General features: G+C 68.9%; 24 protein-coding genes. 12 read left to right on the top strand and 12 right to left on the bottom strand.

Annotated features, from left to right (window positions below; genetic code table 11):
• Positions 1–10 precede the first annotated feature (10 nt).
• Entirely contained in the window at positions 11–1,753 is a 1,743-nt protein-coding gene (locus H7J86_RS04170) for a proline--tRNA ligase (protein WP_187099018.1), read from the top strand.
• A 3-nt stretch (positions 1,754–1,756) separates the two neighbouring features.
• On the opposite strand, the gene H7J86_RS04165 is transcribed toward H7J86_RS04170, so the two are convergent.
• Both H7J86_RS04165 and H7J86_RS04160 read right to left on the bottom strand, forming a co-directional pair.
• On the bottom strand, positions 1,757–2,218 hold the full coding sequence (locus H7J86_RS04165; RefSeq protein ID WP_090356682.1) for a ferritin-like domain-containing protein: 462 nt from the start codon (positions 2,216–2,218) through the stop codon (positions 1,757–1,759).
• Positions 2,215–2,745 (bottom strand): hypothetical protein, encoded by a 531-nt coding sequence (locus H7J86_RS04160; protein ID WP_267289514.1) that lies wholly within the window; start codon positions 2,743–2,745, stop codon positions 2,215–2,217. Before H7J86_RS04160 ends, H7J86_RS04165 begins: the two co-directional genes overlap by 4 nt.
• Before the next feature lie 152 nt (positions 2,746–2,897).
• Here H7J86_RS04160 and rimP point away from each other — a divergent pair, with 152 nt between their 5' ends.
• The 7 genes from rimP to H7J86_RS04125 all read left to right on the top strand — a co-directional run bounded on the left by rimP (position 2,898) and on the right by H7J86_RS04125 (position 10,607).
• Positions 2,898–3,434 carry a ribosome maturation factor RimP gene (gene rimP / locus H7J86_RS04155; protein ID WP_235683620.1) on the top strand — a complete coding sequence of 179 codons (537 nt, stop codon included), beginning with the start codon at positions 2,898–2,900 and terminating at the stop codon, positions 3,432–3,434.
• A complete protein-coding gene (nusA, locus tag H7J86_RS04150) occupies positions 3,431–4,432 on the top strand; it encodes a transcription termination factor NusA (protein WP_090356678.1) in 1,002 nt (333 codons plus the stop codon). The genes rimP and nusA overlap by 4 nt, the downstream gene beginning before the upstream one ends.
• Before the next feature lie 58 nt (positions 4,433–4,490).
• The gene (locus tag H7J86_RS04145) at positions 4,491–4,838 is read left to right on the top strand and encodes a YlxR family protein (protein WP_139169925.1); all 348 of its coding nucleotides are present in this window, start codon (positions 4,491–4,493) and stop codon (positions 4,836–4,838) included.
• 101 nt (positions 4,839–4,939) lie between these two features.
• Positions 4,940–7,783 carry a translation initiation factor IF-2 gene (gene infB, locus H7J86_RS04140; RefSeq protein WP_267289513.1) on the top strand — a complete coding sequence of 948 codons (2,844 nt, stop codon included), beginning with the start codon at positions 4,940–4,942 and terminating at the stop codon, positions 7,781–7,783.
• Positions 7,784–7,820: 37 nt separating this feature from the next.
• A complete protein-coding gene (gene rbfA, locus H7J86_RS04135; RefSeq protein WP_090356674.1) occupies positions 7,821–8,315 on the top strand; it encodes a 30S ribosome-binding factor RbfA in 495 nt (164 codons plus the stop codon).
• On the top strand, positions 8,290–9,288 hold the full coding sequence (locus H7J86_RS04130) for a DHH family phosphoesterase (RefSeq protein WP_267289512.1): 999 nt from the start codon (positions 8,290–8,292) through the stop codon (positions 9,286–9,288). Before rbfA ends, H7J86_RS04130 begins: the two co-directional genes overlap by 26 nt.
• Positions 9,289–9,293: 5 nt before the next feature.
• Positions 9,294–10,607, top strand: coding sequence for an MATE family efflux transporter (locus H7J86_RS04125; RefSeq protein ID WP_170847206.1), 1,314 nt, complete (start codon positions 9,294–9,296; stop codon positions 10,605–10,607).
• 5 nt (positions 10,608–10,612) lie between these two features.
• Here H7J86_RS04125 and deoC read toward each other — a convergent pair whose 3' ends face one another.
• The 8 genes from deoC to H7J86_RS04085 all read right to left on the bottom strand — a co-directional run bounded on the left by deoC (position 10,613) and on the right by H7J86_RS04085 (position 19,390).
• Positions 10,613–11,302, bottom strand: coding sequence for a deoxyribose-phosphate aldolase (deoC, locus tag H7J86_RS04120; RefSeq protein ID WP_267289511.1), 690 nt, complete (start codon positions 11,300–11,302; stop codon positions 10,613–10,615).
• A gap of 32 nt (positions 11,303–11,334) precedes the next feature.
• The gene (locus H7J86_RS04115) at positions 11,335–12,336 is read right to left on the bottom strand and encodes an ABC transporter permease (protein WP_267289509.1); all 1,002 of its coding nucleotides are present in this window, start codon (positions 12,334–12,336) and stop codon (positions 11,335–11,337) included.
• The gene (locus tag H7J86_RS04110; protein WP_267289507.1) at positions 12,329–13,858 is read right to left on the bottom strand and encodes a sugar ABC transporter ATP-binding protein; all 1,530 of its coding nucleotides are present in this window, start codon (positions 13,856–13,858) and stop codon (positions 12,329–12,331) included. The genes H7J86_RS04115 and H7J86_RS04110 overlap by 8 nt, the downstream gene beginning before the upstream one ends.
• 1 nt (position 13,859) lies before the next feature.
• Complete coding sequence (locus H7J86_RS04105) at positions 13,860–14,825, bottom strand: sugar-binding transcriptional regulator (protein ID WP_267289505.1); 966 nt, start codon at positions 14,823–14,825, stop codon at positions 13,860–13,862.
• Entirely contained in the window at positions 14,825–16,384 is a 1,560-nt protein-coding gene (locus H7J86_RS04100) for an FGGY-family carbohydrate kinase (RefSeq protein WP_267289503.1), read from the bottom strand. Before H7J86_RS04100 ends, H7J86_RS04105 begins: the two co-directional genes overlap by 1 nt.
• 2 nt (positions 16,385–16,386) lie before the next feature.
• On the bottom strand, positions 16,387–17,475 hold the full coding sequence (locus H7J86_RS04095; protein WP_267289501.1) for a galactitol-1-phosphate 5-dehydrogenase: 1,089 nt from the start codon (positions 17,473–17,475) through the stop codon (positions 16,387–16,389).
• A 43-nt stretch (positions 17,476–17,518) separates the two neighbouring features.
• On the bottom strand, positions 17,519–18,517 hold the full coding sequence (locus H7J86_RS04090) for a substrate-binding domain-containing protein (protein WP_267289499.1): 999 nt from the start codon (positions 18,515–18,517) through the stop codon (positions 17,519–17,521).
• 111 nt (positions 18,518–18,628) lie between these two features.
• Positions 18,629–19,390, bottom strand: coding sequence for an enoyl-CoA hydratase (locus H7J86_RS04085; protein WP_090356666.1), 762 nt, complete (start codon positions 19,388–19,390; stop codon positions 18,629–18,631).
• Between the two features lie 22 nt (positions 19,391–19,412).
• On the opposite strand from H7J86_RS04085, the gene H7J86_RS04080 reads away from it, so the two are divergent.
• Together H7J86_RS04080 and H7J86_RS04075 are read left to right on the top strand one after the other, a co-directional pair.
• Complete coding sequence (locus H7J86_RS04080) at positions 19,413–19,679, top strand: DUF2277 domain-containing protein (RefSeq protein WP_090356664.1); 267 nt, start codon at positions 19,413–19,415, stop codon at positions 19,677–19,679.
• Positions 19,676–20,242 carry a DUF1802 family protein gene (locus H7J86_RS04075; protein ID WP_090356662.1) on the top strand — a complete coding sequence of 189 codons (567 nt, stop codon included), beginning with the start codon at positions 19,676–19,678 and terminating at the stop codon, positions 20,240–20,242. Before H7J86_RS04080 ends, H7J86_RS04075 begins: the two co-directional genes overlap by 4 nt.
• On the opposite strand, the gene H7J86_RS04070 is transcribed toward H7J86_RS04075, so the two are convergent.
• Positions 20,231–21,883 carry a CocE/NonD family hydrolase gene (locus H7J86_RS04070; RefSeq protein WP_267289497.1) on the bottom strand — a complete coding sequence of 551 codons (1,653 nt, stop codon included), beginning with the start codon at positions 21,881–21,883 and terminating at the stop codon, positions 20,231–20,233. The two genes, H7J86_RS04075 and H7J86_RS04070, sit on opposite strands and share 12 nt — an antisense overlap.
• Before the next feature lie 28 nt (positions 21,884–21,911).
• Positions 21,912–22,484 (bottom strand): DUF3558 domain-containing protein, encoded by a 573-nt coding sequence (locus H7J86_RS04065; RefSeq protein WP_090356661.1) that lies wholly within the window; start codon positions 22,482–22,484, stop codon positions 21,912–21,914.
• A gap of 157 nt (positions 22,485–22,641) precedes the next feature.
• Here H7J86_RS04065 and pptH point away from each other — a divergent pair, with 157 nt between their 5' ends.
• Both pptH and pptT read left to right on the top strand, forming a co-directional pair.
• Entirely contained in the window at positions 22,642–23,604 is a 963-nt protein-coding gene (gene pptH, locus H7J86_RS04060) for an ACP phosphodiesterase PptH (RefSeq protein WP_167158614.1), read from the top strand.
• Entirely contained in the window at positions 23,601–24,266 is a 666-nt protein-coding gene (gene pptT / locus H7J86_RS04055) for a 4'-phosphopantetheinyl transferase PptT (RefSeq protein WP_090357252.1), read from the top strand. The genes pptH and pptT overlap by 4 nt, the downstream gene beginning before the upstream one ends.
• Positions 24,267–24,283: the final 17 nt, after the last annotated feature.

Below are 24,283 nucleotides of genomic sequence, written 5' to 3'. Positions count from 1 at the left end.
CTGGCCCGCTGTGATCACCCGGATGTCCGAACTGTTCCTGCGAACCCTGCGCGAAGACCCCGCCGATGCCGAGGTGCCCAGCCACAAGCTGCTCATCCGCGCCGGCTATGTCCGCCCGATCGGGCCCGGGCTGTACAGCTGGCTGCCGCTGGGCCTGCGCGTGCTGCGCAAGATCGAGGGCATCGTCCGTGAGGAGATGAACGCGATCGGCGGCCAGGAGATCCTGTTCCCGGCGCTGTTGCCGCGCGCCCCGTACGAGACCACGAATCGGTGGACGGAGTACGGCGACAACCTCTTTCGCCTGCAGGACCGTCGTGGCAACGACTATCTGCTCGGCCCCACCCACGAGGAATTGTTCACCTTGACGGTCAAGGGCGAGTACTCGTCCTACAAGGATTTCCCGTTGCGGCTCTACCAGATTCAGACCAAGTACCGGGATGAGGCGCGGCCCCGGGCGGGCATCCTGCGTGGCCGCGAATTCGTCATGAAGGACTCGTACTCCTTCGATGTCGACGACGACGGACTCAAGAACGCCTACCACGCGCACCGCGAGGCCTATCAGCGCATCTTCGGCCGCCTCGACATCAAGTACGTGATCGTGTCGGCGGTGTCGGGGGCGATGGGCGGCAGCGCCTCGGAGGAGTTCCTGGCCGAGAGCCCGATCGGCGAGGACACCTTTGTGCGCTGCCTGGAATCGGGGTACGCCGCCAACGTGGAGGCGGTGATCACCGCGGTCCCGGAATCCCGGCCGATCGACGGGCAGCCCGAGCCCGTCGTGCACGAGACCCCGGACACCGCGACCATTGCCGCGCTCGTGGACTGGGCCAACCAGGCGCTGCCGGGTGCGACCACCGCGGCCGACACGCTCAAGAACGTGCTGCTCAAGGTTCGTGAGCCCGGCGGTGACTGGGAACTGCTGGCCATCGGCATCCCCGGCGACCGGGAGATCGACGACAAACGCCTCGGCGCGGCGCTGGAGCCCGCCGAGTACGCGCTGCTCGACGACGCCGACTTCGCCAAGAACCCGTTCCTGGTGAAGGGCTACATCGGGCCGAAAGCGCTGCAGGCCAACGGTGTTCGTTATCTGGTGGACCCGCGGGTGGTGGATGGCACGGCCTGGATCACCGGTGCCGACGAACAGGGCAAGCATGTGGTGGGTCTGGTCGCCGGCCGCGATTTCGTCGCCGACGGCACCATCGAGGCCGCCGATGTGCGCGACGGTGACCCGTCGCCGGATGGTGCCGGCCTGCTGACCTCGGCGCGCGGCATCGAGATCGGCCACATCTTCCAGCTCGGCCGCAAGTACACCGACGCGTTCGCCGCGGACGTGCTCGGCGAGAACGGCAAGCCGGTGCGGCTCACCATGGGCTCCTACGGTGTCGGGGTGTCGCGGCTGGTGGCGGTGATCGCCGAGCAGAACCACGACGAGATCGGTCTGCGGTGGCCGGCCTCGGTGTCGCCGTTCGACGCCCACGTGGTGATCGCCAACAAGGACGCCGCCGCCCGGACCGGTGCGATCGAGCTGGCCGGCGAGCTCGATCGCCTCGGTGTCGAGATTCTGCTCGACGACCGCACCGCCTCGCCCGGGGTGAAGTTCAAGGACGCCGAACTGCTCGGCGTCCCGTGGATCGTGGTGGTGGGCCGCGGTTGGTCCGATGGCGTGGTCGAGCTGCGCAACCGCTTCACCGGCGAGACCCGGGAGATCGCGGTGGACGGCGCGTCGGCCGAGATCGCGGCCGCGCTCACCGGATAGGCCCTACTCGGTGCCGCCCGGGAACGCGAGCGTGACCGGGGCGGTGCCGAGCACCTGGCTCCAGCGTGCGGCCAGCACCGCGCACTGGGTCAGGGCGGTCACCGCGAACGTGCGGTCCGCACCGGTGGTGGCCTGTTCGAGCACCGCCCGCCAGGCCACCGCCGCGTCCTCTTCCATCCGGACGGCGAGCTGGGCGGCCTGGGTGGGATCGGAGACCTCCAGCGGTAGCTCATAACCCACGGCGGGCTGCGGCGCCGGCACCGACCGCGCGGCGAGTAGGGCGATCGCCTGCTCGCGCCGCTCCCGGTGCTGGGCCATGGACTCGGCCACCAGGTCGTTGTCGTCGGGGGTGGAGTGCGCGGATACCACGCCGTAGCCGTAGATCACGCCGTGCTCGGTGGCGACCGCGTCGAACAACGCGCCCTGAGCCGCGTCGGTGGGCCGATTCGGTTGCGGGGAGGTCATCGGGCCTGCCCTGGGTCGGCGAGGGCCACCTGGTACGACGCCGTGCACGCCGCGGCGATCGAGCCGAGGAGTCCGGCGCGGTAGCCGGAGAGCTTCACCGCCAAGCGTGCGGCGTCCTCGGCCGAGGCCTGCAGGGCTGCGGTGACGTCGGCCACCGTGGGTGCCGGGACGGCTCCGGATGCGGTGGACGTCGGGGCCGCCGATGACGGTGCCGACGGCGTGGTGGGGGCCTGGCCGCCGGTGAGCCGGGTGATCTCGTCGCCGAGTGCCCTGGCGTGTGCGGCGCGTTCGGAGGCGACGGTGGTCAGGATGGGGGCGATCTGGGGTCGTGCGGTGGTGGCGGCCAGCCCCGCGAGCCGGCTGTCGGCGTGCGCGCGTTCGAATTGCCCTACCAGATCGGCGAGTTCGGGTGGCGGCGGCGGGGGCGCGCACGCGGCTGCCGAACCGAGCACGGTCAGGGCCATCCCTGCGGGCAGTGCCGTGGCCAACAGCCGCCGGCGGGTGATTGTGGGCAAGGCGCTCGGCACGCCCACATCCTGCCATGGTGGGTGGGGCGGTTCGCTGCGCTGCGGTTCGTTTGGCCAAAGCGCAGCCGCGCCTGGCGTATCGTTTGGTAACCGATTACTCGGTCACACCCAGCCTGGAATGTGTCCGCACAACTCAAGATGAGGAGCTCGCCGTGGCACCGGACGTCCCGCTGCTGCCGACGCAGAAGCAAGTGCTCGAGCTACTCGACGGTGAGTTCGCGCGCGCGGGTTACGAAATCGAGGACGTCGTGGTCAACTCGTCGACCCGACCGCCGCGCATCACGGTGATCGCCGACAGCGATGACGGTCTGGACCTGGAAGCCATCGCCGCCCTGTCGCGGATCGCTTCGCCGCTGCTGGACGCACTCGACAGTGCCGACACCGCACCCTACGTGCTGGAGATCACATCGCGCGGCGTCGATCGTCCGCTGACCGAGGAAAAACACTTCCGGCGGGCCCGCACACGCAAGGTCGAGGTGGTGCTCGAGGACGGGTCCGTCGTCACCGGGCGGATCGGCCATGTCGGCGATGGCGCCGTACGCCTCGTGATCGCCGATCGGGGCAAGCTCTCGGTCCGGGAACTGAAATTGTCTGAGATCGCCAAAGCTGTTGTACAAGTTGAATTTTCGCCACCCAATCAACGTGAATTGGATCTGGTGGAGCAGTCTGGAAAGGGGGGCGACGCGTGAACATCGACATGGCGGCGCTGCATGCCATCGAAGCCGACAAGGGCATCTCGGTAGATGTGGTCGTCGAGACCATCAAGTCGGCTTTGTTGACGGCCTATCGGCATACCGAGGGCCACGAGGCGGACGCACGGATCGACGTCGACCGAAAATCCGGTGTGGTCAAGGTGATGGCCCGGGAGACCGACGATGACGGCAATCTCATCAACGAATGGGACGACACCCCAGAGGGATTCGGGCGTATCGCGGCGACCACCGCGCGCCAGGTGATCCTGCAGCGGTTGCGCGACGCCGAGAACGAGCAGATGTACGGCGAGTTCGCCGCGCACGAAGGCGATATCGTCGCCGGCGTCGTACAGCGCGACGCCCGGGAGAACGCCCGCGGCAACGTGGTGGTGCGCGTGGGCACCGAGGCCAAGGGATCCGACGGCATGATCCGTCCGGCCGAGCAGGTGCCGGGGGAGCGCTACGAGCACGGCGACCGCCTGCGCTGCTATGTCATCGGCGTCAGCCGCGGCGTGCGCGAACCCAAGATCGAGCTGTCCCGTACCCACCCGAATCTGGTCCGCAAACTCTTCGCGCTCGAGGTGCCCGAGATCGCCGACGGATCGGTGGAGATCGTCGCGGTGGCCCGGGAAGCCGGCCACCGCTCCAAGATCGCCGTGGCGTCGAAGGTGTCCGGGCTGAACGCCAAGGGGGCGTGTATCGGCCCCATGGGGCAGCGGGTGCGCAATGTGATGAGCGAGCTGTCCGGCGAGAAGATCGACATCATCGATTTCGACCCCGACCCGGCACGGTTCGTGGCCCATGCGCTGTCCCCGGCCAAGGTGGTGTCGGTGAGCGTCATCGACGAGGCCACCCGCGCCGCCCGGGTGGTGGTGCCGGACTTCCAGCTGTCGCTGGCGATAGGCAAGGAAGGGCAGAACGCCCGGCTCGCGGCGCGGCTGACCGGCTGGCGGATCGATATCCGCAGCGACGCCGCCGAGCCCGGAACGGGCTGAGCGCGAGCCACCCCGACACGCGATTCTGTCTGGGCGAACGGTGACGGTAGACTGAGCCGTGATCCAGCGCGAGACTCCGACTTCCCAGCCTCGTGCGCACCGAAGCCCTGATGGGCCGGTGCGAACGTGTGTGGGGTGCCGGAAGCGAGAGTTGGCCGTCGATCTGCTTCGGCTGGCCGCTGTCCTCGACGGGACCGGTCATTGCGCCGTAACCGTCGACTCAGCGGGTAGCCTGCCGGGGCGGGGTGCATGGTTGCATCCCGACCGACAATGCCTCGAAGCGGCGATCCGGCGGCGGGCATTCGTCCGAGCGTTACGGATCACCGGTTCACCGGAAGTTTCCGGGGTGGTCGAGTACGTCGAAGCAATTCGGCCGCCCGATCATCACGGTCAAGAGAACAGGTAGCGAAGAACATGAGCACACCGTGAAGTCCCGATGACCATGCGTCATAGCTAAACCCGAGGCGCGGCCCTACCACCGCTGTCGCCTCCAGATGAGGAGATGTAGTGGCAGCCCCAGGTAAGGCCCGTGTACACGAGTTGGCTAAGGAACTCGGTGTTACCAGCAAGGAAGTGCTCGCCCGACTGAGCGATCAGGGCGAATTCGTCAAATCGGCATCATCGACGGTCGAGGCCCCCGTGGCCCGCCGTCTGCGGGAATCGTTCGGCGGCGGCAAACCCGCCAAGTCCGCGAGCCCCGCCGCTCGGCCGTCGTCGCCCACCGGTGGCGCGCCGACCCCCGGACCCCGGCCCGGCCCCAAACCGCCGGCCCCGGCCGCCCCGGCCCCGGCAGCTCCGCCGCCGGCACCCGCGGCTCCGCCCGCAGCTCCCGTCGAGGCCCCAGTGGCCGACGCGGCGCCTGCCCAGCGTCCGGGCCCCCGGCCCGGCCCCGCACCGGCCGCCCCCGAGGCGCCGGTCGCACCGGCCCCCGCTGCCCCGGCGGCGGCTGCCGCCTCGGCCGCCCCGTCTGATGCCCGTCCGGGTCCGCGTCCCGGTCCCAAGCCGGCTCCGCGGGCACCCCGCGTCGGCAACAACCCCTTCTCGTCCCAGCAGCCGGTCGAGCGTCCGGCCCCGCGTCCGCAGGCCGGCCCGGGCGGTCCGCGCCCCGGCCCCGGTGCCGGTGGCCCGCGTCCCGGCGCACCTCGTCCGGGCGGTGCCTCGCCCGGCAACATGCCCCCTCGCCCGCCCGGCGCCCGACCCGGCGCAACGGGTCGCCCCGGCGGTCCCCGTCCCGGTCCCGGTGGCGGTCCGCGCCCCGGTCAGGGTGCGCGTCCCGGCGGTGGCGGCGGTAACTACCGCGGCGGCGGCGCCGGCGGTGGTGCCGGCGCAGGTGCCGGTGCGGCCGGTGGATTCCGCGGCCGTCCCGGTGGTGGCGGTGCGCCCGGTGCCGGTGGCGGAGGTGGCGGCGGTGGCCGTCCCGGTCAGCGCGGCGGCGCCGCGGGTGCCTTCGGCCGTCCCGGTGGTGCGCCCCGTCGTGGCCGCAAGTCGAAGCGCGCAAAACGCGCCGAGTACGAGAACATGCAGGCCCCGGTCGTCGGTGGGGTGCGGTTGCCGCACGGCAACGGCGAGACCATCCGGCTGGCCCGCGGCGCGTCGCTCTCCGATTTCGCCGACAAGATCAACGCCAACCCGGCTTCGCTGGTGCAGGCGCTGTTCAACCTCGGTGAGATGGTCACCGCGACGCAGTCGGTGGGTGACGAGACCCTGGAACTGCTCGGCAGCGAGATGAACTACGTCGTGCAGGTCGTATCCCCGGAGGACGAGGACCGCGAACTGCTCGAATCCTTCGACCTCACCTACGGCGAGGACGAGGGCGGCGAAGAGGACCTCGAACAGCGTCCGCCGGTGGTCACCGTCATGGGTCACGTCGACCACGGCAAGACCCGCCTGCTCGACACCATCCGTAAGGCCAACGTCCGTGAGGGTGAGGCCGGTGGCATCACCCAGCACATCGGCGCCTACCAGGTCGCCGTCGAGCATGACGGTGCCGAGCGGCTCATCACCTTCATCGACACCCCCGGTCACGAGGCGTTCACCGCCATGCGTGCCCGTGGTGCCAAGGCCACCGATATCGCGATCCTGGTGGTCGCCGCCGACGACGGTGTCATGCCGCAGACGGTGGAGGCCATCAACCACGCGCAGGCCGCCGATGTGCCGATCGTGGTCGCGGTCAACAAGATCGACAAGGAGGGTGCGGATCCGCAGAAGATCCGGGCCCAGCTGACCGAGTACGGGCTGGTCGCCGAGGACTTCGGTGGCGACACCATGTTCGTCGACATCTCGGCCAAGAACGGCACCAATATCCAGGCGCTGGAGGAAGCGGTGCTGTTGACCGCCGACGCGGCGCTGGATCTGCGGGCCAACCCCGATATGGAAGCCCAGGGTGTGGCCATCGAAGCGCACCTGGACCGCGGTCGCGGCCCGGTCGCCACGGTGCTCATCCAGCGCGGCACCCTGCGGGTCGGCGACTCGGTCGTGGCCGGCGACGCCTACGGACGTGTCCGTCGCATGGTCGACGAGCACGGCGAGGACGTCGTGGAGGCGCTGCCGTCGCGGCCGGTCCAGGTGATCGGTTTCACCTCGGTGCCGGGTGCCGGCGACAACCTGCTCGTCGTCGACGAGGACCGGATCGCCCGGCAGATCGCCGATCGGCGCAGTGCGCGCAAGCGCAATGCGCTGGCCGCCCGTAGCCGCAAGCGCATCAGCCTCGACGATCTCGATGCCGCGCTGAAGGAGACCAGCCAGCTGAACCTGATCCTCAAGGGCGACAACTCCGGCACCGTGGAGGCGCTGGAGGAAGCCCTGCTGGGGATCGACATCGGCGACGAGGTCGAGCTGCGCGTCATCGACCGTGGTGTCGGTGGCGTCACCGAGACCAACGTCAACCTGGCGTCGGCCTCGAACGCGATCATCATCGGCTTCAACGTCCGGGCGGAGGGCAAGGCCACCGAGCTGGCCAACCGTGAGGGCGTCGACATCCGGTACTACTCGGTGATCTACCAGGCCATCGACGAGATCCAGGCCGCGCTCAAGGGCATGCTCAAGCCGGTCTACGAGGAGAAGGAGCTCGGCCGCGCCGAGATCCGGGCGATCTTCCGGTCGTCGAAGGTCGGCAATATCGCCGGCTGCCTCGTCACCTCGGGCATCATGCGGCGCAACGCCAAGGCGCGCCTCATCCGCGACAACGTCGTGGTGGCCGAGACGGTCACCATCTCGTCGCTGAAGCGGGAGAAGGACGATGCCACCGAGGTCCGCGACGGTTACGAGTGCGGTCTGACGTTGACGTACAACGACATCAAAGAAGGCGATGTCATCGAGGCCTACGAACTGGTCGAAAAAGCGCGCGTCTGATGAGCGGAGCGAAGAGGACAGATGAGGCGGAGATCTAATGGCTGATCCCGCACGCGCCAAACGGCTCGCCAAGCGGATCTCCACGATCGTCGCCTCGGCCATCGAGTACGAGATCAAGGATCCGCGACTGGCGGGTGTGACGATCACCGACGCCAAGGTGACTGCGGACCTGCACGACGCCACGCTGTACTACACGGTGCTGGGGTCGACACTGGAGGACGAGCCGGATTATGCCGGCGCGGCCGCGGCGCTGGAGAGCGCCAAAGGTGTGCTCCGGTCCAAGGTGGGCGCCGGCACCGGGGTGCGATTCACCCCGACGCTGGCGTTCGCCCGGGACACCGTGCCCGATACCGCCAACCGGATGGCGGAGCTGCTGTCGCGGGTCCGGGCGGCCGACGCCGACTTGGCCCGGGCCAGGGAGGGTGCCGTGCCGGCAGGTGACCCCGACCCGTACCGTGTGACTGGGGTGGAGGGTGACCGTACGACCAGCACGGCTGAGGACACCAGTGACGACGACCGATCCGAGGGCTGAGGTAGCGCTCACCGGCGCGCGGGTCGACGCGCACGGCGCGGCAGAGCTGTGCGCCGCAGCCCGTTCCATCGTGGTGGTCTGTCACGTCTATCCCGATGCCGACACGATCGGCGCCGGGCTGGCGCTGGCTCAGGTCGCGGCCGGGTCCGGGATCGACGTCCAGGTCGTCTTCGCGACCCCGGCCGAGCTCCCGCAATCGTTGCGCAGCCTGCCCGGCGTGGACCTGCTGGTCGCGCCGGACCGGGTGCGCCGCGATGCCGATCTCGTCGTCACGGTCGACATCCCCAGCGTGAACCGGCTCGGCAGCCTGTCCGAGCTCGTCGACGGTGCGCGCGGTGTGCTGGTGATCGATCACCACGCGTCCAACGCACTGTTCGGCACCGCCAACTACGTCGATTCGTCGGCCGATTCGACCACCATGATGGTGGCCGAGCTGCTGGACGCCTGGGGTAAACCGATCGACGGTGCGGTCGCGCACTGCCTGTACGCCGGGCTGACCACCGATACCGGCTCGTTCCGGTGGGCCACCGGGAGGGCGCATCGGCTGGCCGAGCGGCTGCTGGACCTGGGCGTCGACAATGCCGGGATCAGCCGCACCCTGATGGACACCCATCCCTTCACGTGGCTGCCGATGCTCTCGCGTGTGCTCGGTTCGGCTCAGCTGATCGCCGACGCCGCCGACGGCCACGGACTGGTGTATGTCGTGGTGGCACACGACGAATGGTCCAAGGCGCAGTCGGAGGAAGTGGAGAGCATCGTCGATATCGTGCGCACCACCGCCGAGGCCGAGGTGGCCGCGGTGTTCAAGGAGATCGAGCCCGGGACGTGGTCGGTGTCGATGCGGTCGAAATCGCTCGACATCTCCCTGGTGGCCAGTGAGTTCGGCGGCGGCGGGCATCGTCGCGCGGCCGGCTACACGGCCACCGGCACCGCCGACGAAGTGGCCGCGGGGCTGCGCCGCGTCCTCGGCTGAGCGATTTGTCCGACCAGCCGGTCACCGCACGGCGCATCGCAGGTCTGGCGCTGCCCGCCCTCGGGGTGCTCGCCGCAGAACCGGTCTACCTGCTCTTCGATATCGCCGTGGTCGGGCGGCTCGGTGCGCTGAGCCTGGCCGGGCTCGCGATCGGCGGTCTGGTGCTCTCGCTGGTCAGCTCCCAGCTGACCTTCCTGTCGTACGGCACCACGGCACGCGCGGCCCGCTTCTTCGGTGCCGCCGACCGCCGCGCCGCGGTGGGCGAGGGCGTACAGGCCACCTGGCTGGCGCTGGGGCTGGGGCTGCTGGTGGTGCTCCTCGTGCAGATCTTCGCCGTGCCGCTGTGCAATGCCATCTCCGGAGGCGGCGAGATCGCTGCCGCGGCGCTGCCCTGGTTGCGGATCGCGATCCTGGGCGCCCCCGCGATCATGGTGTCGATGGCCGGTAACGGCTGGCTGCGCGGTGTGCAGGACACCGCCCGCCCGCTGCGTTATGTGCTTGTCGGCTTTGGTGTTTCAGCGCTGCTGTGCCCGACCCTGGTGTACGGCCTCCTCGGGGCTCCGCGGCTCGGGCTGGCCGGATCGGCGGTGGCCAACCTGGTGGGGCAGTGGCTGGCCGCCGGCTTGTTCGTGCGGGCCCTGCTGGTGGAGCGGGTACCGCTGGGTATCCGGCCGCCGTTGCTCAAGGCGCAGCTGGTGATGGGCCGCGATCTGGCGCTGCGGACGCTGGCGTTCCAGGCCTGTTTCGTCTCGGCGGGAGCGGTCGCGGCTCGCTTCGGTGCGGCCGCGGTGGCTGCCCATCAGGTGGTTCTGCAGTTGTGGAACTTCCTTGCGCTGGTACTGGATTCGCTGGCCATCGCGGCGCAGTCGTTGGTGGGTGCGGCGCTGGGGGCGGGCCGGCTGGGCCATGCCAAAGGGGTGGCGTGGCGGGTGACGGTGTACTCGACGGTGGCCGCCGCGGTGCTGGCGCTGGTGTTCGCGCTCGGGGCGCCGATGCTGCCCGGGTTGTTCACCTCCGACGCGGCGGTGCTGGACGAGATCGTCGCGCCCTGGTGGTTCATGGTGGGGCAGTTGACGGTTGCCGGGGTGGTGTTCGCCCTCGACGGTGTGCTCCTCGGCGCCGGGGACGCGAAGTTCATGCGCAACGCCACCCTGATCAGTGCGCTGGTCGGGTTCCTGCCGCTGATCTGGTTGTCGCTGGCCTTCGGCTGGGGTTTGGTGGGGATCTGGTCCGGGCTGAGCACGTTCATGGTGCTGCGCCTGGTCTTCGTCGGCTGGCGCGCCTTCTCGGGACGCTGGCTGGTGGCGGGCACCGGCTAGGGGCCTCAGTACGTGGTGTCCCCGCTGCCGGCGCTGGTCAGCAGCGCACGCGAGCCGGACACCCCCAGCCGGGTGGCCCCGGCGGCCATCATCGCCACCGCCTGTTCCATGGTGCGCACCCCGCCCGACGCCTTCACCTGCAGCCCGGCGTCGCGCACGGTGCGGTGCATCAACTCCACCGCGTGCACGCTCGCCCCGCCGGCGGGATGAAAACCGGTGGAGGTCTTGACGAAATCGGCGTCGGCGGCCACCGCGGCGAGGCACACCCCGACGATCTCGTGGTCGGTCAACGCCGCGGATTCGATGATCACCTTCAGGACGGTCGGTGCCGGAGCGGCCGCGCGCACGGCGGCGATATCGGCCTGCACCCGGTCGAATGCCCCCTCCTTGGCGGCGCCGACGTCGATGACCATGTCGATCTCGTCAGCCCCGTTGCGCACGGCTTCGGCCGCTTCGGCAGCCTTGACGGCCGAGGTGTGCTTCCCGCTGGGAAACCCGCATACCGCGGCCACTTTCAGACGTGCGGGCACCGTGATCGGGAGCATCGACGGTGACACGCACACGGAGTAGGTGCCCAGTTCCTCGGCTTCGGCGACCAGTGCGGCGACGTCGGCGGCCGTGGCTTCCGGCTTGAGCAGGGTGTGGTCGATGACGGCCGCGACGGCGGGGGCGGTGGGCGTGGGGGAGGTGCTCATCGGGTTCCTTCGGGGGTGGTCGTGCGGTGCGGTCAGGCCGCGCTCTTGGACTGGCGGTCGAGCAGGTAGTTCATGATCAGTGCCGCGATCAGGATCAGGCCGGTGACCAGCATCTGGAAGAACGAGCTGAGCCCCAACAGATTGAACAGGTTACGCAGCACCGAGAGCAACAACACGGCGATGAAAGTGCCCATCACGCCGCCTTTTCCGCCGAACAGGCTGGTGCCGCCGAGAACCACCGCGGCGATCGCGTCGAGTTCCAGGCCGGTGTTCGCGGTGGGCTGGCCGATGGTCAGGCGTGCGGTGAGCAATACGCCGGTCAGCGCCGCCAGGCCACCGGAGATGACATAGGCCGCGGTGGCGATGCGTTGCACGGGCAATCCGGAGAGGCGAGCCGCCTGCGGATTGCTGCCGACGGCGTAGAGGTGTTCACCGAAGGTGGTCCGCCGCAGCACGAGCCCGACGATCACCGTGGTGAGCACGAAGATCACCCCGACCACCGGGATGCCGGCAATGGACCCCGCGCCCAGGAACCGCAGCCCCATCGGGATCTCGGCGGTGGTGGGGGTGCCGTTGGTGGTCAGGTAGGTCAGGCCACGGATGCTCTGCATGCCGGCCAGCGTCACCATGAATGCCGGGAGTGCCAGATAGGCGCTGAGGCCGCCCATCACGCCGCCGAGCACCAGCCCGGCACCGATCGCGAGCGCCATGGCCACCGGCCACGGGATGCCCGCGCCGATGAAGATCGCCACCAGCATGCCCGACAGCGCGGCGACACTGCCAACTGACAGATCGATACCGGAGGTCAGGATCACCACCGTCATGCCGATCGCGACGATGCCGGTGAGGCTGGACTGCTGGAGCAGATTGGCCATGTTCTGGCTGGTGAGGAACTGTGGCGCGGACACCGAGGCCACCACGAACAGTGCGATGAAGATGAACAGCAGGTTGAACCGCATGATGATGTTGCGGCGCTGAGCTTTTGCGACGGTGAGGGGGCCGGGGGTTGCGGATCGATCTATCAGGTCAGTCATGGGTGGGCTTCGTTCCTGTGACGATGCAGCGGGCGATATCCGCTGCCGGGGTGGTCGCTGGCTGGTACTGGGCGATGTTGCGGCCCTCGTGCATGACCCAGACCCGATTGCAGTTCTCGGTCAGCTCACTGAGTTCACTGGACGCCATCACGACACCGACACCGGTGTCGGCGAGCGCGTGAACCTGTTCGAACAGGTCGTCTTTCGCCCCGATGTCCAGGCCGCGGGTGGGTTCGTCGAGCAGCAGCAGGTCGACCCCGCGGGCCATCCACTTCGCGAGCACCACCTTCTGCTGATTGCCGCCGGAGAGCTGGCCGACCGGTTGGCCGAGATCGGCGAACTTGACGCCCAGACGCTGCAAAGGCGGTACGCACACCTGGCGGGCACGCGCCAGCGGATTGAGCCGCAGCGGGCGCAAGGTGGCGATCGCCGCATTGCGCAGGATGGACTGCTCCAGGAAGAGGCCCTGGCGTTTGCGGTCTTCGGGCACCAGGCCCATGCCCATGCCGACGGCGCCCCGCGGGGTGAGCGAGGTGACGTGCCGGCCCGCGAAGGTCATGTCGAGATCGGCCCGCCGGTCGCCGAACAGCGCGGCGAGCAAGGTGGACCGGCCCGATCCGCCGAGACCGGCCAGGCCGACGATCTCGCCGCGGCCGACGGTGATGTCGCGGACGTCGATGAGGTTCGGCACCACCGCGCGGCGCACGCGCAGCACCGGATCTGCCACGGTGTCGTGAACGCGGCGCGGAGGCCGAACCGCCACGGCGCGGCCGATCATCGCCTCCACGAGTTGCTCTTTGGACACCGAGGCGACATCGAACACGCCGACGGTGGCGCCGTCGCGCATGACGGTCGCCCGGTCGCCGATCTCCTTGACCTCGTCGAGGCGGTGCGAGATGTAGATGACCGATTTCCCGGCCGCGGTGAGTTCCCGGATCACCCGGAACACCGCGGCCAGATCGTGTTCGGTGAGGGTTGCGCTGGGTTCGTCCATCACCACGATGCGGGCATCGGTGGTCAGCGCTTTGGCGATCGCCGTGAGCTGTTGGTCGGACACCGAGAGTTGACCGACGATGCTCGACGGGCCGAACGTGCCCCCGACCCGGTCAATCACCTTGGCGGCCAGCCGGTCTCGCTGTCTGCGGGCGACGAAGGGTCCGCGCCGGGGCTCGTGGCACAGGAACAGGTTCTGCGCTACGGTCATATCCGGTACCAGATCGAGTTCCTGGTAGATGGTGTTGATACCGGCGCGCACCCCGTCCAGCGGTGAGCCGAACACCATCGTCCGGTCGCCCAGGGTGATGGTCCCGGCATCGGGTGTGTAGGAGCCGGACAGGATTTTCATCAAGGTGCTCTTGCCGGCGCCGTTCTCGCCGAGCAGACAGTGCACCTCACCCTCGGTGACCTCCAGATCGGCGCCGTTGCAGGCCCTGGTGCCCGGGAAGGTCTTGACGATGCCCGTCATCTTCAGCGCCGTCGGGACCGCCGAGACGACCGGCGGCCTGGGATGCAGCGATGTCATGTCATGCCTCCAACACCGCGCTCTGTTCGAGAACGGTGGTCGCGGTGGGTTCGTCGGTGATCAGCACGGTGCACAGCCCGTTGCGCAGCGCGGCGCGGACCACGGGCACCTTGTCCGGGCCCGCCGCCACGGCGATCGCGCAGTGGGCGTTCTTGACATCGTCGAGGCCGAGCCCGACTGTCCTGCGGTCGATCCCGGGATGAGCGATCTCACCCGCGGCGGTGATGTAGTGCGCCAGCACGTCCCCGCAGGCGCCGAGGGACTCCAGCTCACGCAGCTCGCCGGCCGTCACCGCACCGGATTCGACGAGCACCGAGCTGGGCCCCAGCGCCCCGAGCGAGAACAGCAGCGCGTCGGCCCGGCGGGCGACGCTGAGCACGTCGACGACGAATCCCTCGGTGTACAGCGCGTCGCGCGTCTCGATCCGCTCGACGATGGCGGGCACCGGTAGCAGCGTGGCCCGGCCGTTGCCGCTGTGCGCGATGCTCGTGGCGATATTGGCTGCGGTGGTGGGCCGTACCGAACGGCTGACCCCGCCGTTGGCCTGGATCACCTCGATCCCGCTGGTCCATCCGGCCGGCAGCACGGCAGCGATGTGCTGCAGGGTGTTACCCCACGAGACGGCCAACGTGGTGATCCACGATGCGTTGGCCTTGAGGTAGCCGACCGCCGCGGCGGCGATGTGCCCGTCGGAGCCCGGTGTTTCGGGGCCGGGCACCACGATGCACTCCCGCAGCCCGAACTCGCTGCGTAGCGCCACCTCGAGGTGGGCGCGGCGGGCCTGCGGATGCACGATCTTGATCTGGACAATGCCGACCTCACGCGCCTCGTCCAGCAGGCGGCCCACCTTCCAGCGGGTCAGGTGCAGTTCGTGCCCGATGTCCTCCTGGGTGCGCCCGTGCTCGTAGTAGCACTGGGCGACGTGCAGCAGCAGTTCGATGTGACTGCGGTCGGCCGGATGCGTCATCAGCGGATCAGCTCGATGGGCCGTGCCGGCGTGGCAGCTCCGGTGGCCGGCCGATGGGCGCCGTCCTTCGTGAACTGCGCCACCATGGCGGTCAGGCGTTGATAGTCCCGATAAGTGTCCTGGTAGACGGGAATTCGTTGCGGATCCGGTTCGAGGGTTCGCACCTGAGGCGCGAACAGCCGGGATCCTTCTACGAGGGAGGCGGTCACCCCGGCACCGGTGGCGGCGATCGCCGCGCACGCCCGCAGCGTCAGGTTCGCGCCGACGACGAATTCGGCCGGTCGGCCCAGTACATCGACGGTGACCTGCTGCCACAACGGGTTTCGTTCGATACCGCCGGAGAACACCAGGCGCCGGCAGGACACCCCGGCGCGTTCGAACGAGTCGATGACCGCGCGGGTGCCGCAGGCAACCGCCTCGACCATGGCCCGGTAGAGCTCCGCCTTGGTGGTGCCCAGCGACAGGCCCAGGACGGCGCCGCGCAGCGTCGGGTCACGATGCGGTGTGCGGTTGCCCATGAAGTAGTCCAGTGCGCGTAGGCCGTGCTGTGCGGGATCGACCGCGGTGGCTTGCGCGATCAGTCCGGGCAGGTCGGTCCTGGGCACTCCCATGATCGACTCGCCGGTCCACTTGAGTACGGAGCCGCTGGTGACCTGACCGCCCTCGACCAGCCACTTGCCCTGGTGCAGGGCGTGCGGGTACGGGCCCCAGATCTCGTGGGTGTCGGTGGGCACGTCGACCTCGGCGATGATCGCCGAGGAGGTGCCCGACACCAGGGAGACCAGCCCGTCGAGGTCATCGCCACAGGACAGCAACGACACGTGCGCGTCGATGCCGCCGACCGCCACGACGGGACTGCCGGAGATACCGAGATCGGCTGCGGCGGTGGGGGACAACGTGCCGGCGACCCCGCCCACCTCGACGATCCGATCGGGCAGTTTGGCCGCCAGATCCTCGACCCCGAGCGCGGCGTACAACTCGGTGGGGAACCGCCCGGCGATGGTGTCGTAGTTGTACTTGCACACCGCGTTCATCTGCGAGCCGACCCACTGGCCGGTGAGGCGGAAGGTGACGTAGTCCACCGCCTCCACGATCCGGTCCGCCCGGCGATAGTTCTCCGCGTCGTGTGAACGTAACCACATTGCTTTGGGCACAAGCCATTCCGCGGCATCGGAGCCCCCGGACCAGTCCAGGATCGGGAACTCGGCAGAGATCTTCGCGGTGCGTTCGGATTCCGCGCTGCTGCGGCAGTCCATCCACAGGATGGCGGGTCGCAGCGGCACGCCCGCGGCGTCGACCACGGCCACGGTGGACGCCGTGGTGGCCGCCGCGATCGCCACCACGTCACCCGAAGCCCGGCACTCGGCGGTGCTCAGCAGTTCGCGCGTGGCTCCGGTGAGGGCTTCCCACCAGTCTCGCGGATCCTGTTCCGCCCAGCCCGGTTTGGGGAACTGGGTCGGATAGGTCCGGTGCGCCTCACCCAGCGCGCGTCCGTCCTCGGTGAACGCTCCCACCCGGGCACCTTCGGTGCCCAGGTCGATCGACAGCAGGATTCCCATGATCAGTCCTCGTTGGGTAGGAACAGAACCTTCGACGAGAAGATCGATCGTTCGCCGAGTTGGTGCATGGTCTGCGGCAGGGCCGACAACGGCAGTTCGTGGGTGATCATGAATTCCCATCTCAGTTGCCCGGTGGACATCAACTGGGCCGAGGTGCGCCATTCATCGCCGGGGAACGGCGCGGAGAACGAGTTCCACGATCCGTGCAGGCTGGCTTCCAGACGCATGAACCGGTTGAAGGTGTCCTTACCCAGCGGCACCGGGGCGTGCGGAATGCCGATGAACACCGCGTGCCCGTGCGGCCCGGTCAGGTTGGCCGCCATATCGGCCGTCACGGGCACGCCCGCGGATTCCAGCACGATGTCGAATCCGCGCCCGCCCAGGGCGCGGGCTTCCTCGGCGCCCTGCACCGCCGCCGTGGCGCCGGCTTCGCGTGCCATGGCGGCCTTCTCCTCGCTCAGGTCGACGGTGACGACTTCGGTCGCGCCGTGCAGCCGGGCCCACTGGACGGCGAACAGGCCGATCGGGCCCGCGCCGATGACCAGCACGCGGTGCCCGGCGCGCAGCCCCGTCTTCCACAATCCGTGCAACGCGATCGCTGCGGGATCGATCATGGCCGCGGCCCGCGGGTCGATACCTGCGGGCATCTTGAGCAGATTGCCCACCGGCGACACCACGTACTGGGCGTAGGCGCCGTCGCAGCGGCTACCGAAGTAGTCGTAGTTCTCGCACAGCCCGAACGCACCCTTGAGGCAGAAATCGCAACTGCGGCAGGGGATCAGCGGTGGCACCGAGACGAGTTCGCCGAGTTCGAAACCGGTGACGTCCTCGCCCAATTCGACGACCCAGCCGGAGAATTCGTGGCCACAGATGATCGGCATGATGTAGCCGCCGTTGTGCAGCATCCGCGGGATGTCCGAGCCGCAGACACCGCAGGCGGCGACTTTGAGCAGGACCTGCCCGCGCCCCGGCCTGGGCACCGCGACATCCTCCACCCTGATATCGCCCGGAGCGTGCATGACGGCGGCGGTCATGGTCTGCGGGATGACGTCATCGGCGGCCAGATCACGGGTGGGTGCTTCGGTGGTCATCGGTGTGAATCTCCTGGAGTCGAGGTGGCAGTGTCGGTGCGGATCAGGCCGGGGGCGCCGGCGCCTTGGCGAAGGTGGTGTCGCCGACCAGCGATGCGGCGTTCGTCTTGTCGACCAAACCCGTACCGGCGTCGATGAATTCGGGGACCGATTCACCCTTGGCCACCTTGACGGCGGTCTCGACGGCGAGCTGCCCTTCGATATTGGGGTCGTTGAGGGCGGTGGCCACGTATTGCTTGCCGTCGGCGATGGCCCGGACGGCTTCCATGAGCCCGTCGACGCCGAACACCAAGACGTCACGGCGGTTGTTCTCGTCGAGCACCTGCAGCGCCCCGAGTGCCATGTCGTCGTTCTGGGCGTAGACGGCCTTGACGTCCGGGTGCGCCTGCAGCAGGTCCTGCATGGCGGTGACGGCGTTGGACCGGATGTAGTCGCTGTACGGACCGTCGACCACGGTGATGTTGGGGTGGCCGTTGACCGCGGCGGCGAACCCGTCGTGGCGGTCGCGGGCGACCGCGCCGCCGGCGTCGCCCTGGATCTCGATGATGGTCCCGCCGGCGGGACCGAGTGCGGTCACGGCCGCCTCGCCGACGGTCTGGCCCATGGCCTTGTTGTCCCGTCCGACGAAGGCGGCCGCGCCGCTCTGGACGGGGCGGTCGACGGTGACGACCTTGATGCCCGCCGCCGACGCGGCGGCGATCGACGGAGCGACGCCCTTGGGGTCGACGGGGTTGATCACCAGGACGTTGATCCCGCGGGTGATGAGATCTTGGACGTCGTTGTTCTGCTTGGTGACGTCACCGTTGGCATCAGCGAAGAAGAGCTCGTTGCCATCCCGCTGGGCGGTCTGCTTGGCGGCGTCGGTCAGGGCGACGTAGAACGGGCTCTGTTGGGTCGCCTGGCTGAACCCGATCTTGACCGCGCCGTCGCCGGCCGTGTTGCCGCCGGTGGCGCCCTTGTCCCCGGGCATGGTGCAGGCGGTGGAACCGATGGCCACCGTGGCCGAGATTGCCAACCCGGCCGCAACTCTTGCCAGTCTCATCGCTACTCCTAACTTGTGCCTCGGCGTCGAGGCGCGTGACGGCCATCACGTTAGGAAGGGCAAAGAGACCGCGTCAACACATGCGCATATTTTTGCTCATATGAGCAACGGCTAGGGGCGTACCTGCTCGCGGCCCCGCTCGAACACCGAGGCCCGGCTGGCGGCGATATCGTCACCGGAGGTGTCCGCCATCCAGGCCCGCGCCGACTCGGCCTCGATCCACAGACCGGCCTGGGTCTGCTCGGCATCGATTCGGTGATACGAATCCAGAAGGGCGCGAACGGCTTTCTGGTTGTTGCCGACGATCGAGGCGGCGACCTTGCGCGCCGCGGGCAGCAACTCGTCGTGGGCCACGACCTCGGTGACCAGCCCGGCGCGCAGCGCGTCGGCGGCGGACAGGTAGTCCCCGGTCAGGCTCATCCGCCGGGCCAGCCCGACGCCGACCTTCTGCGGCAGCCGCACCGACAGGCCCCAGGTGGGCAGCAATCCGACCCGGGCGTGGGTGTCGGCGAAGCGGGCCTGTTCGGAGGCGATGAGGATGTCGCAGTACAGCGCGAGCTCGAGTCCGCCGGTGACCGCCGCACCGTTGATCGCGCCGATGACCGGTTTCGTCATCGGCGGCCACTTGGGGGAGATATCGGGCAACTCGGTGGTGTCGCCGAGTTCCTTGAGGTCCAACCCTGCGCAGAACACCGGGTCGGCGCCGGTGAGGATCACCACGTCGACAGCGTCATCGGCCTGGGCGGCGCGCAGCGCTGCGTAGAACGCGGTGCGCAGCTGCGCCGAGAGCGCATTGCGCGCCTGCGGCCGGTTCAACGTCAGCGTGCGGACACGGTCGGTCGTCTCGATGAGAAGGACGTCAGCAGAGGTCATCGCATGAACATATCGTGGGGGTATGTGCCGAAACATCACCGAGCTGCGCGGTCTGGAACCGGCCGCCACCGCTGAGGAGATCGAAGCCGCCTCCCGGCAGTTCATCCGCAAGGTCAGCGGTATCACCCGACCCACCGCCGCCAACGAAGCGGCATTCGAGACGGCGGTCGCCGAGGTCACCGAGATCACCACCAGGCTGCTGCGGCAACTGCCGCCGCGCCGTCAACCGCCCAAGACGGTGCCGCCGCTGCGCCGTCCCGAGGTGCGGGCTCGCCTGGCGGCCAAGTGAATTCACCTGCCCTCAAGGAATGGAGCGCCGCGGTGCGGGCCCTGCTCGACGGCCGCCAGACGGTGCTGCTGCGCAAGGGCGGTATCCACGAGAAGCGCTTCTCCCTCGATCCGGCGGCGGCCGCGGCGCCGTTTCTGCTGTTTCCCACGGTGGCGCACAGCCATGCGCAGCGGGTACGCCCGGAGCATCGGGACCTGCTGGCCCCTGGCGGTCAGGAGGCCGACAGCACCGAGGAGGCGGTCGTGCTGCGGGCCGGGGCGACGGTGGTGGCCGCGGTGCAGGTGAATCGGCCCGAGGCCATCGAAGAGATCGCCGACCTGCACATCTGGACCGCCGAGTCGGTGCGAACCGATCGGCTGGATTTCCGCCCCAGGCATCGCCTGACGGTGCTGGTGGTGCAGGCCCACCCGCTGGCGGTGCCGATCCGGCTGCCCCGCACACCGGAGTACGCGGGCTGCGCCAGTTGGGTACAGCTCGCCGTACCGCAGGATTTCGGCGCGCCGGTGCACGATGCGCAGACCCTGGCGGCGATCGCCGGACGGGTCCGCGATTCAGTCGGCTGACGGGGTCGGGCGGCCCGCAGGCAGGATCAGCCGCGAGCGGTCGTCGTGGGTGATGGTGTGGGTCGCCGGGCGCAGCGTCTGACCGGTCTCGGTGGGTTCACCGGTGCCCAGATTGCGGGCGAACCGCGGATGCGAACCGCCCGCCACCACGACCCGGATGCGGGTACCGGCGGCGAAGCGGTGGGCGATCGCGTCGAGTTCGATCCGTACGACGTCCTCGGAGCAGCCGGTGTACCGCCGGAAACCATCGGTGACGTTTCGCGACCGCCCCCGTGCATCGACCTCGCTGACCCGGATGGACAGGTCGTGATGCGGATTGTCGGTGTGGTGGGCCAGTTCGATCACCGGAACTCCCACCGCATACAGATCCGCGGGCAGCGGGGCTCCGGTGAAGGTCAGGACGTCGGCGCGGGCGCCCAGCGCGGTGTCGTCACGGTAGCCGCCCTTGGCGGAGAGCAGCCGTCCGCCGATGGTGGGGGTGGGGTCGGCGGGATGGTAGGTGAAGCTCGAGGTGAGACCACCCTGTCCGGGTGCGTCCGAGAGCCCGCCAGCGGCCTGCAGATAGAGCGTGTGGTCCGTCGATGCAGGCGGCCAGTCCGGCAGATCGACCCAGCCGTCCCCGGGGGCACCGCCGTTGAGGTGTATCCGCACCGGACTGCGAGGGGCGCTGGGCCGGCCCGCCAGGTGGGTGCCCAGCCAGTCCAGCGTCTCGCGCAGGACAACCGAGGCGCCCCGCTGCATCAACTGGGTGTGCGTCCAGGACCCGACGGTCAGCGCGGTGTCGACGCCGCGCTCGCGCAGACGCCGGTACTGCGCCAGCGTCTGGTCCAGAAACAGATCCTGCCAGCCGCTGATCAACAGCACCGGGACGTCCACCCGGTCCAGCGCCTCGGTCACCGCCAGGCGGGCCCACAGCTCGGGGTCTTCGTCCGGTGGCTGCAGCCAGGACTCGTACCAGGGTGCGCCGTCGCCCAGGAGCCGCCGCCCGGCCGCGCCCACCGGCAGATCCATCGTCGCGGCGCCGACGCGCTGGCCGGCCTGGGCCTGACGCACGACCGCCCGCACCAGGTTCGGGTCCTCCTGGTGGGACATCATGTGGCTCCAACCGAGGAAGTCGTTGAGCGAGAACGACCCGGTGCCCCAGGAGGATTGCGCGAAGTCATGCGGACCGACGCTGATCACCGCGGTGACCAGTTCCGGTGGGGGATCGGTGAGCAGCGCCCACTGGGTGAAGCCGAGGTAGGACAACCCGATGGTGGCGAATGTCCCCGTGAACCAGGGCTGTTCGCGCAACCAGGCGGCGGTGTCGATCCCGTCGGAGACCTCGTTGACCATCGGCGTGAACGTGCCACCGGACCCGAACGTCCCACGCACGCTTTGGAATACGACGTGGTAGCCACGGGCGGCGTAGATACTGCCGAAAAAGATGGTGAATGGGAATCGGCGTCCGTACGGGGCCCGAACCAGCAGGGTGCCCGCGGGGGCGGGGGTCAGCGGACGGTAATGGTCGGCCAGCAGCTCCACCCCGTCGCGCATCGGTACCGGCAGCGCCCGGTGCACGGCGTAGTCACAGATCGGCGGAGGGAGGTGAAGGGCGCGGCCGAGGGCGTGCCGGGACAGCTGCGAGATTCTGGAGCTCACCTAACGAACATTACCCACGCCCGCCGGCTCAGAACTTGTAGTACGGAACCAGTTCGTTGGCGCGTTGCAGGTTGGTCTGCAGGCAGTCCGGGCGATCCGGTGAATCGACCGGCGAGTAGAACACCGATTGCTGCAGGACGCCGTAACTGGTCTTGAAGGCGATCATGCAGGTGATCCACCAGCGGTCGTTCCAGTCGGTGGGCTTCATGATCCAGAACTGCGCCGCGCGGTGGCCGCCGATGTTCAGTTCGATCGCATCGGCGGGCAGGGACTGCTCGTAGGTCCGCCAGACGAAGGCTTCGATGGCCATCTGATAGTTGCCGGCGTCGTAGTGGCAGCGCAGTCCGTCCTCCGGGGTGGGCGGCGTGAAGGCCAGCCCGATGCGCTGCACCACGTCCAGCGGAATGTCCCGGCAGGGGTCGAACGGGGACGGATCGGTGGTCTCGATGACCGGCCACTTGATGGTCGTGGAGACGTTGGTCAGCGGCAGGTCGGCGGCGCGGACCTGCACAGGAGCGCCGGCCGGGTTGGCCTGCCACACCACGATCACCGCGGCCACCAGCGCGCACAGCGCCGACAGCAGACGCAGTTTGGCAGCCATCACACCCCCTCGAACTTCGCAGTGCGTCCCAATCGAGCACTGCGGGGGAGTGTACAAGGGTGCATCGGGCGTCCGGACGGGAAATGAGAACAGGTTCTAGTTGCTCGGCGCGTGCTCGCCCGGAGGCCCACGGGTGGCGCAAGTAGGCTGATCCGTTGTGTCCGCGACGTCACGAGATCAGCGCCGGCCTGTGCTGTGGGCCATCAGCGACCTGCACACCGGTCACACGGGGAACAAGCCCGTCACCGAATCGCTCTACCCGTCCTCGCCCGAGGACTGGCTGATCGTTGCCGGTGACGTCGGTGAGCGCACCGACGAGATCCGCTGGGCGCTGGATCTGCTGCGCCGACGGTTTGCCAAGGTGATCTGGGTGCCGGGCAACCACGAGTTGTGGACCACCAACAAGGACCCCATGCAGATCTTCGGGCAGTCCCGGTACGACTACCTCGTCACCATGTGCGACGAGATGGGCATCGTGACCCCGGAGCACCCGTTCCCGGTGTGGAACGAGGAGGGCGGCCCGGCCACCATCGTGCCGATGTTCCTGCTCTACGACTACTCGTTCCTGCCCGAGGGCACCGCGACCAAGGCCGAGGGACTGGCGGTGGCCCGGGAACGCAACGTGGTGGGGACCGACGAGTTCCTGCTGTCCGCCGAACCGTTCGCCACCCGCGACGCCTGGTGCCGGGACCGGGTGGCCCAGACCCGCAAGCGGCTGGAGGATCTGGACTGGATGAACCCGACGGTGCTGGTCAACCATTTCCCGCTGGTGCGCGAACCCTGCGACGCCATGTTCTACCCCGAGTTCGCGCTGTGGTGTGGCACCACGGCGACCAAGGACTGGCATACCCGATACAACGCCATCTGCTCGGTGTACGGGCATCTGCACATCCCGCGCACCACCTGGTACGACGGCGTGCGGTTCGAGGAGGTCTCGGTCGGCTATCCGCGGGAATGGCGGCGCCGCAAGCCATATCGCTGGTTGCGACAGATCCTGCCGGACCCGAATTACGCGCCCGGCTACCTCAACGAATTCGGCGGGCACTTCGAGATCACCACCGAGATGCGCGAGAACGCCCAGAAGATGCAGGAACGCATCAAGACCCGGCGGGGGTACTGACCGTGAGTTTGTTGCGTACGGTGGTGTCGGAGGTCGTGGTGACCGCCGAAACCTATGACGATCCTCCCGGCCTGGCGCCGTTACCGGAGGAGGAGCCGTTGGTGGCGCGTTCGGTGGCCAAGCGGCGCAACGAATTCGTCACGGTGCGGCACTGCGCCCGGCAAGCCCTCGGCGAACTCGGGCTGGCGCCCGTGCCGATCCTCAAGGGAGACAAGGGTGAACCGTGCTGGCCCGACGGGGTGGTCGGGAGTTTGACGCACTGCGACGGGTTCCGTGGCGCGGTGGTGGGCCGCAGCGCCGAGGTGCGCGCGCTGGGGATCGACGCCGAACCGCACGACACGCTGCCCAAGGGTGTGCTCGACGCGATCAGTCTGCCCGTGGAACGCCTCGAACTCGGCGGCCTGCCGGGGGGACTGCACTGGGACCGGATCCTGTTCTGCGCCAAGGAAGCCACCTACAAGGCGTGGTTTCCCCTCACGCATCGCTGGCTGGGATTCGAGGATGCGCACATCAGGTTCACCACCGACTCCTCGGGTTCGGCCGGCACCTTCGAGTCGAGGATCCTCATCGATCCCGCCGCCGAGTCCGGGCCACCGCTGAAGGTGCTGGCCGGGCGGTGGACCGTGCGAGACGGTCTGGCGCTGACGGCGATCACGCTGTGACCGGTGCAGCGGGCCAG

The sequence above is a fragment of the Mycobacterium hackensackense genome, assembly GCF_025822555.1.
GTDB classification, from domain to species: domain Bacteria; phylum Actinomycetota; class Actinomycetes; order Mycobacteriales; family Mycobacteriaceae; genus Mycobacterium; species Mycobacterium fluoranthenivorans.
This window is presented reverse-complemented; position numbering and strand designations above follow the sequence as displayed.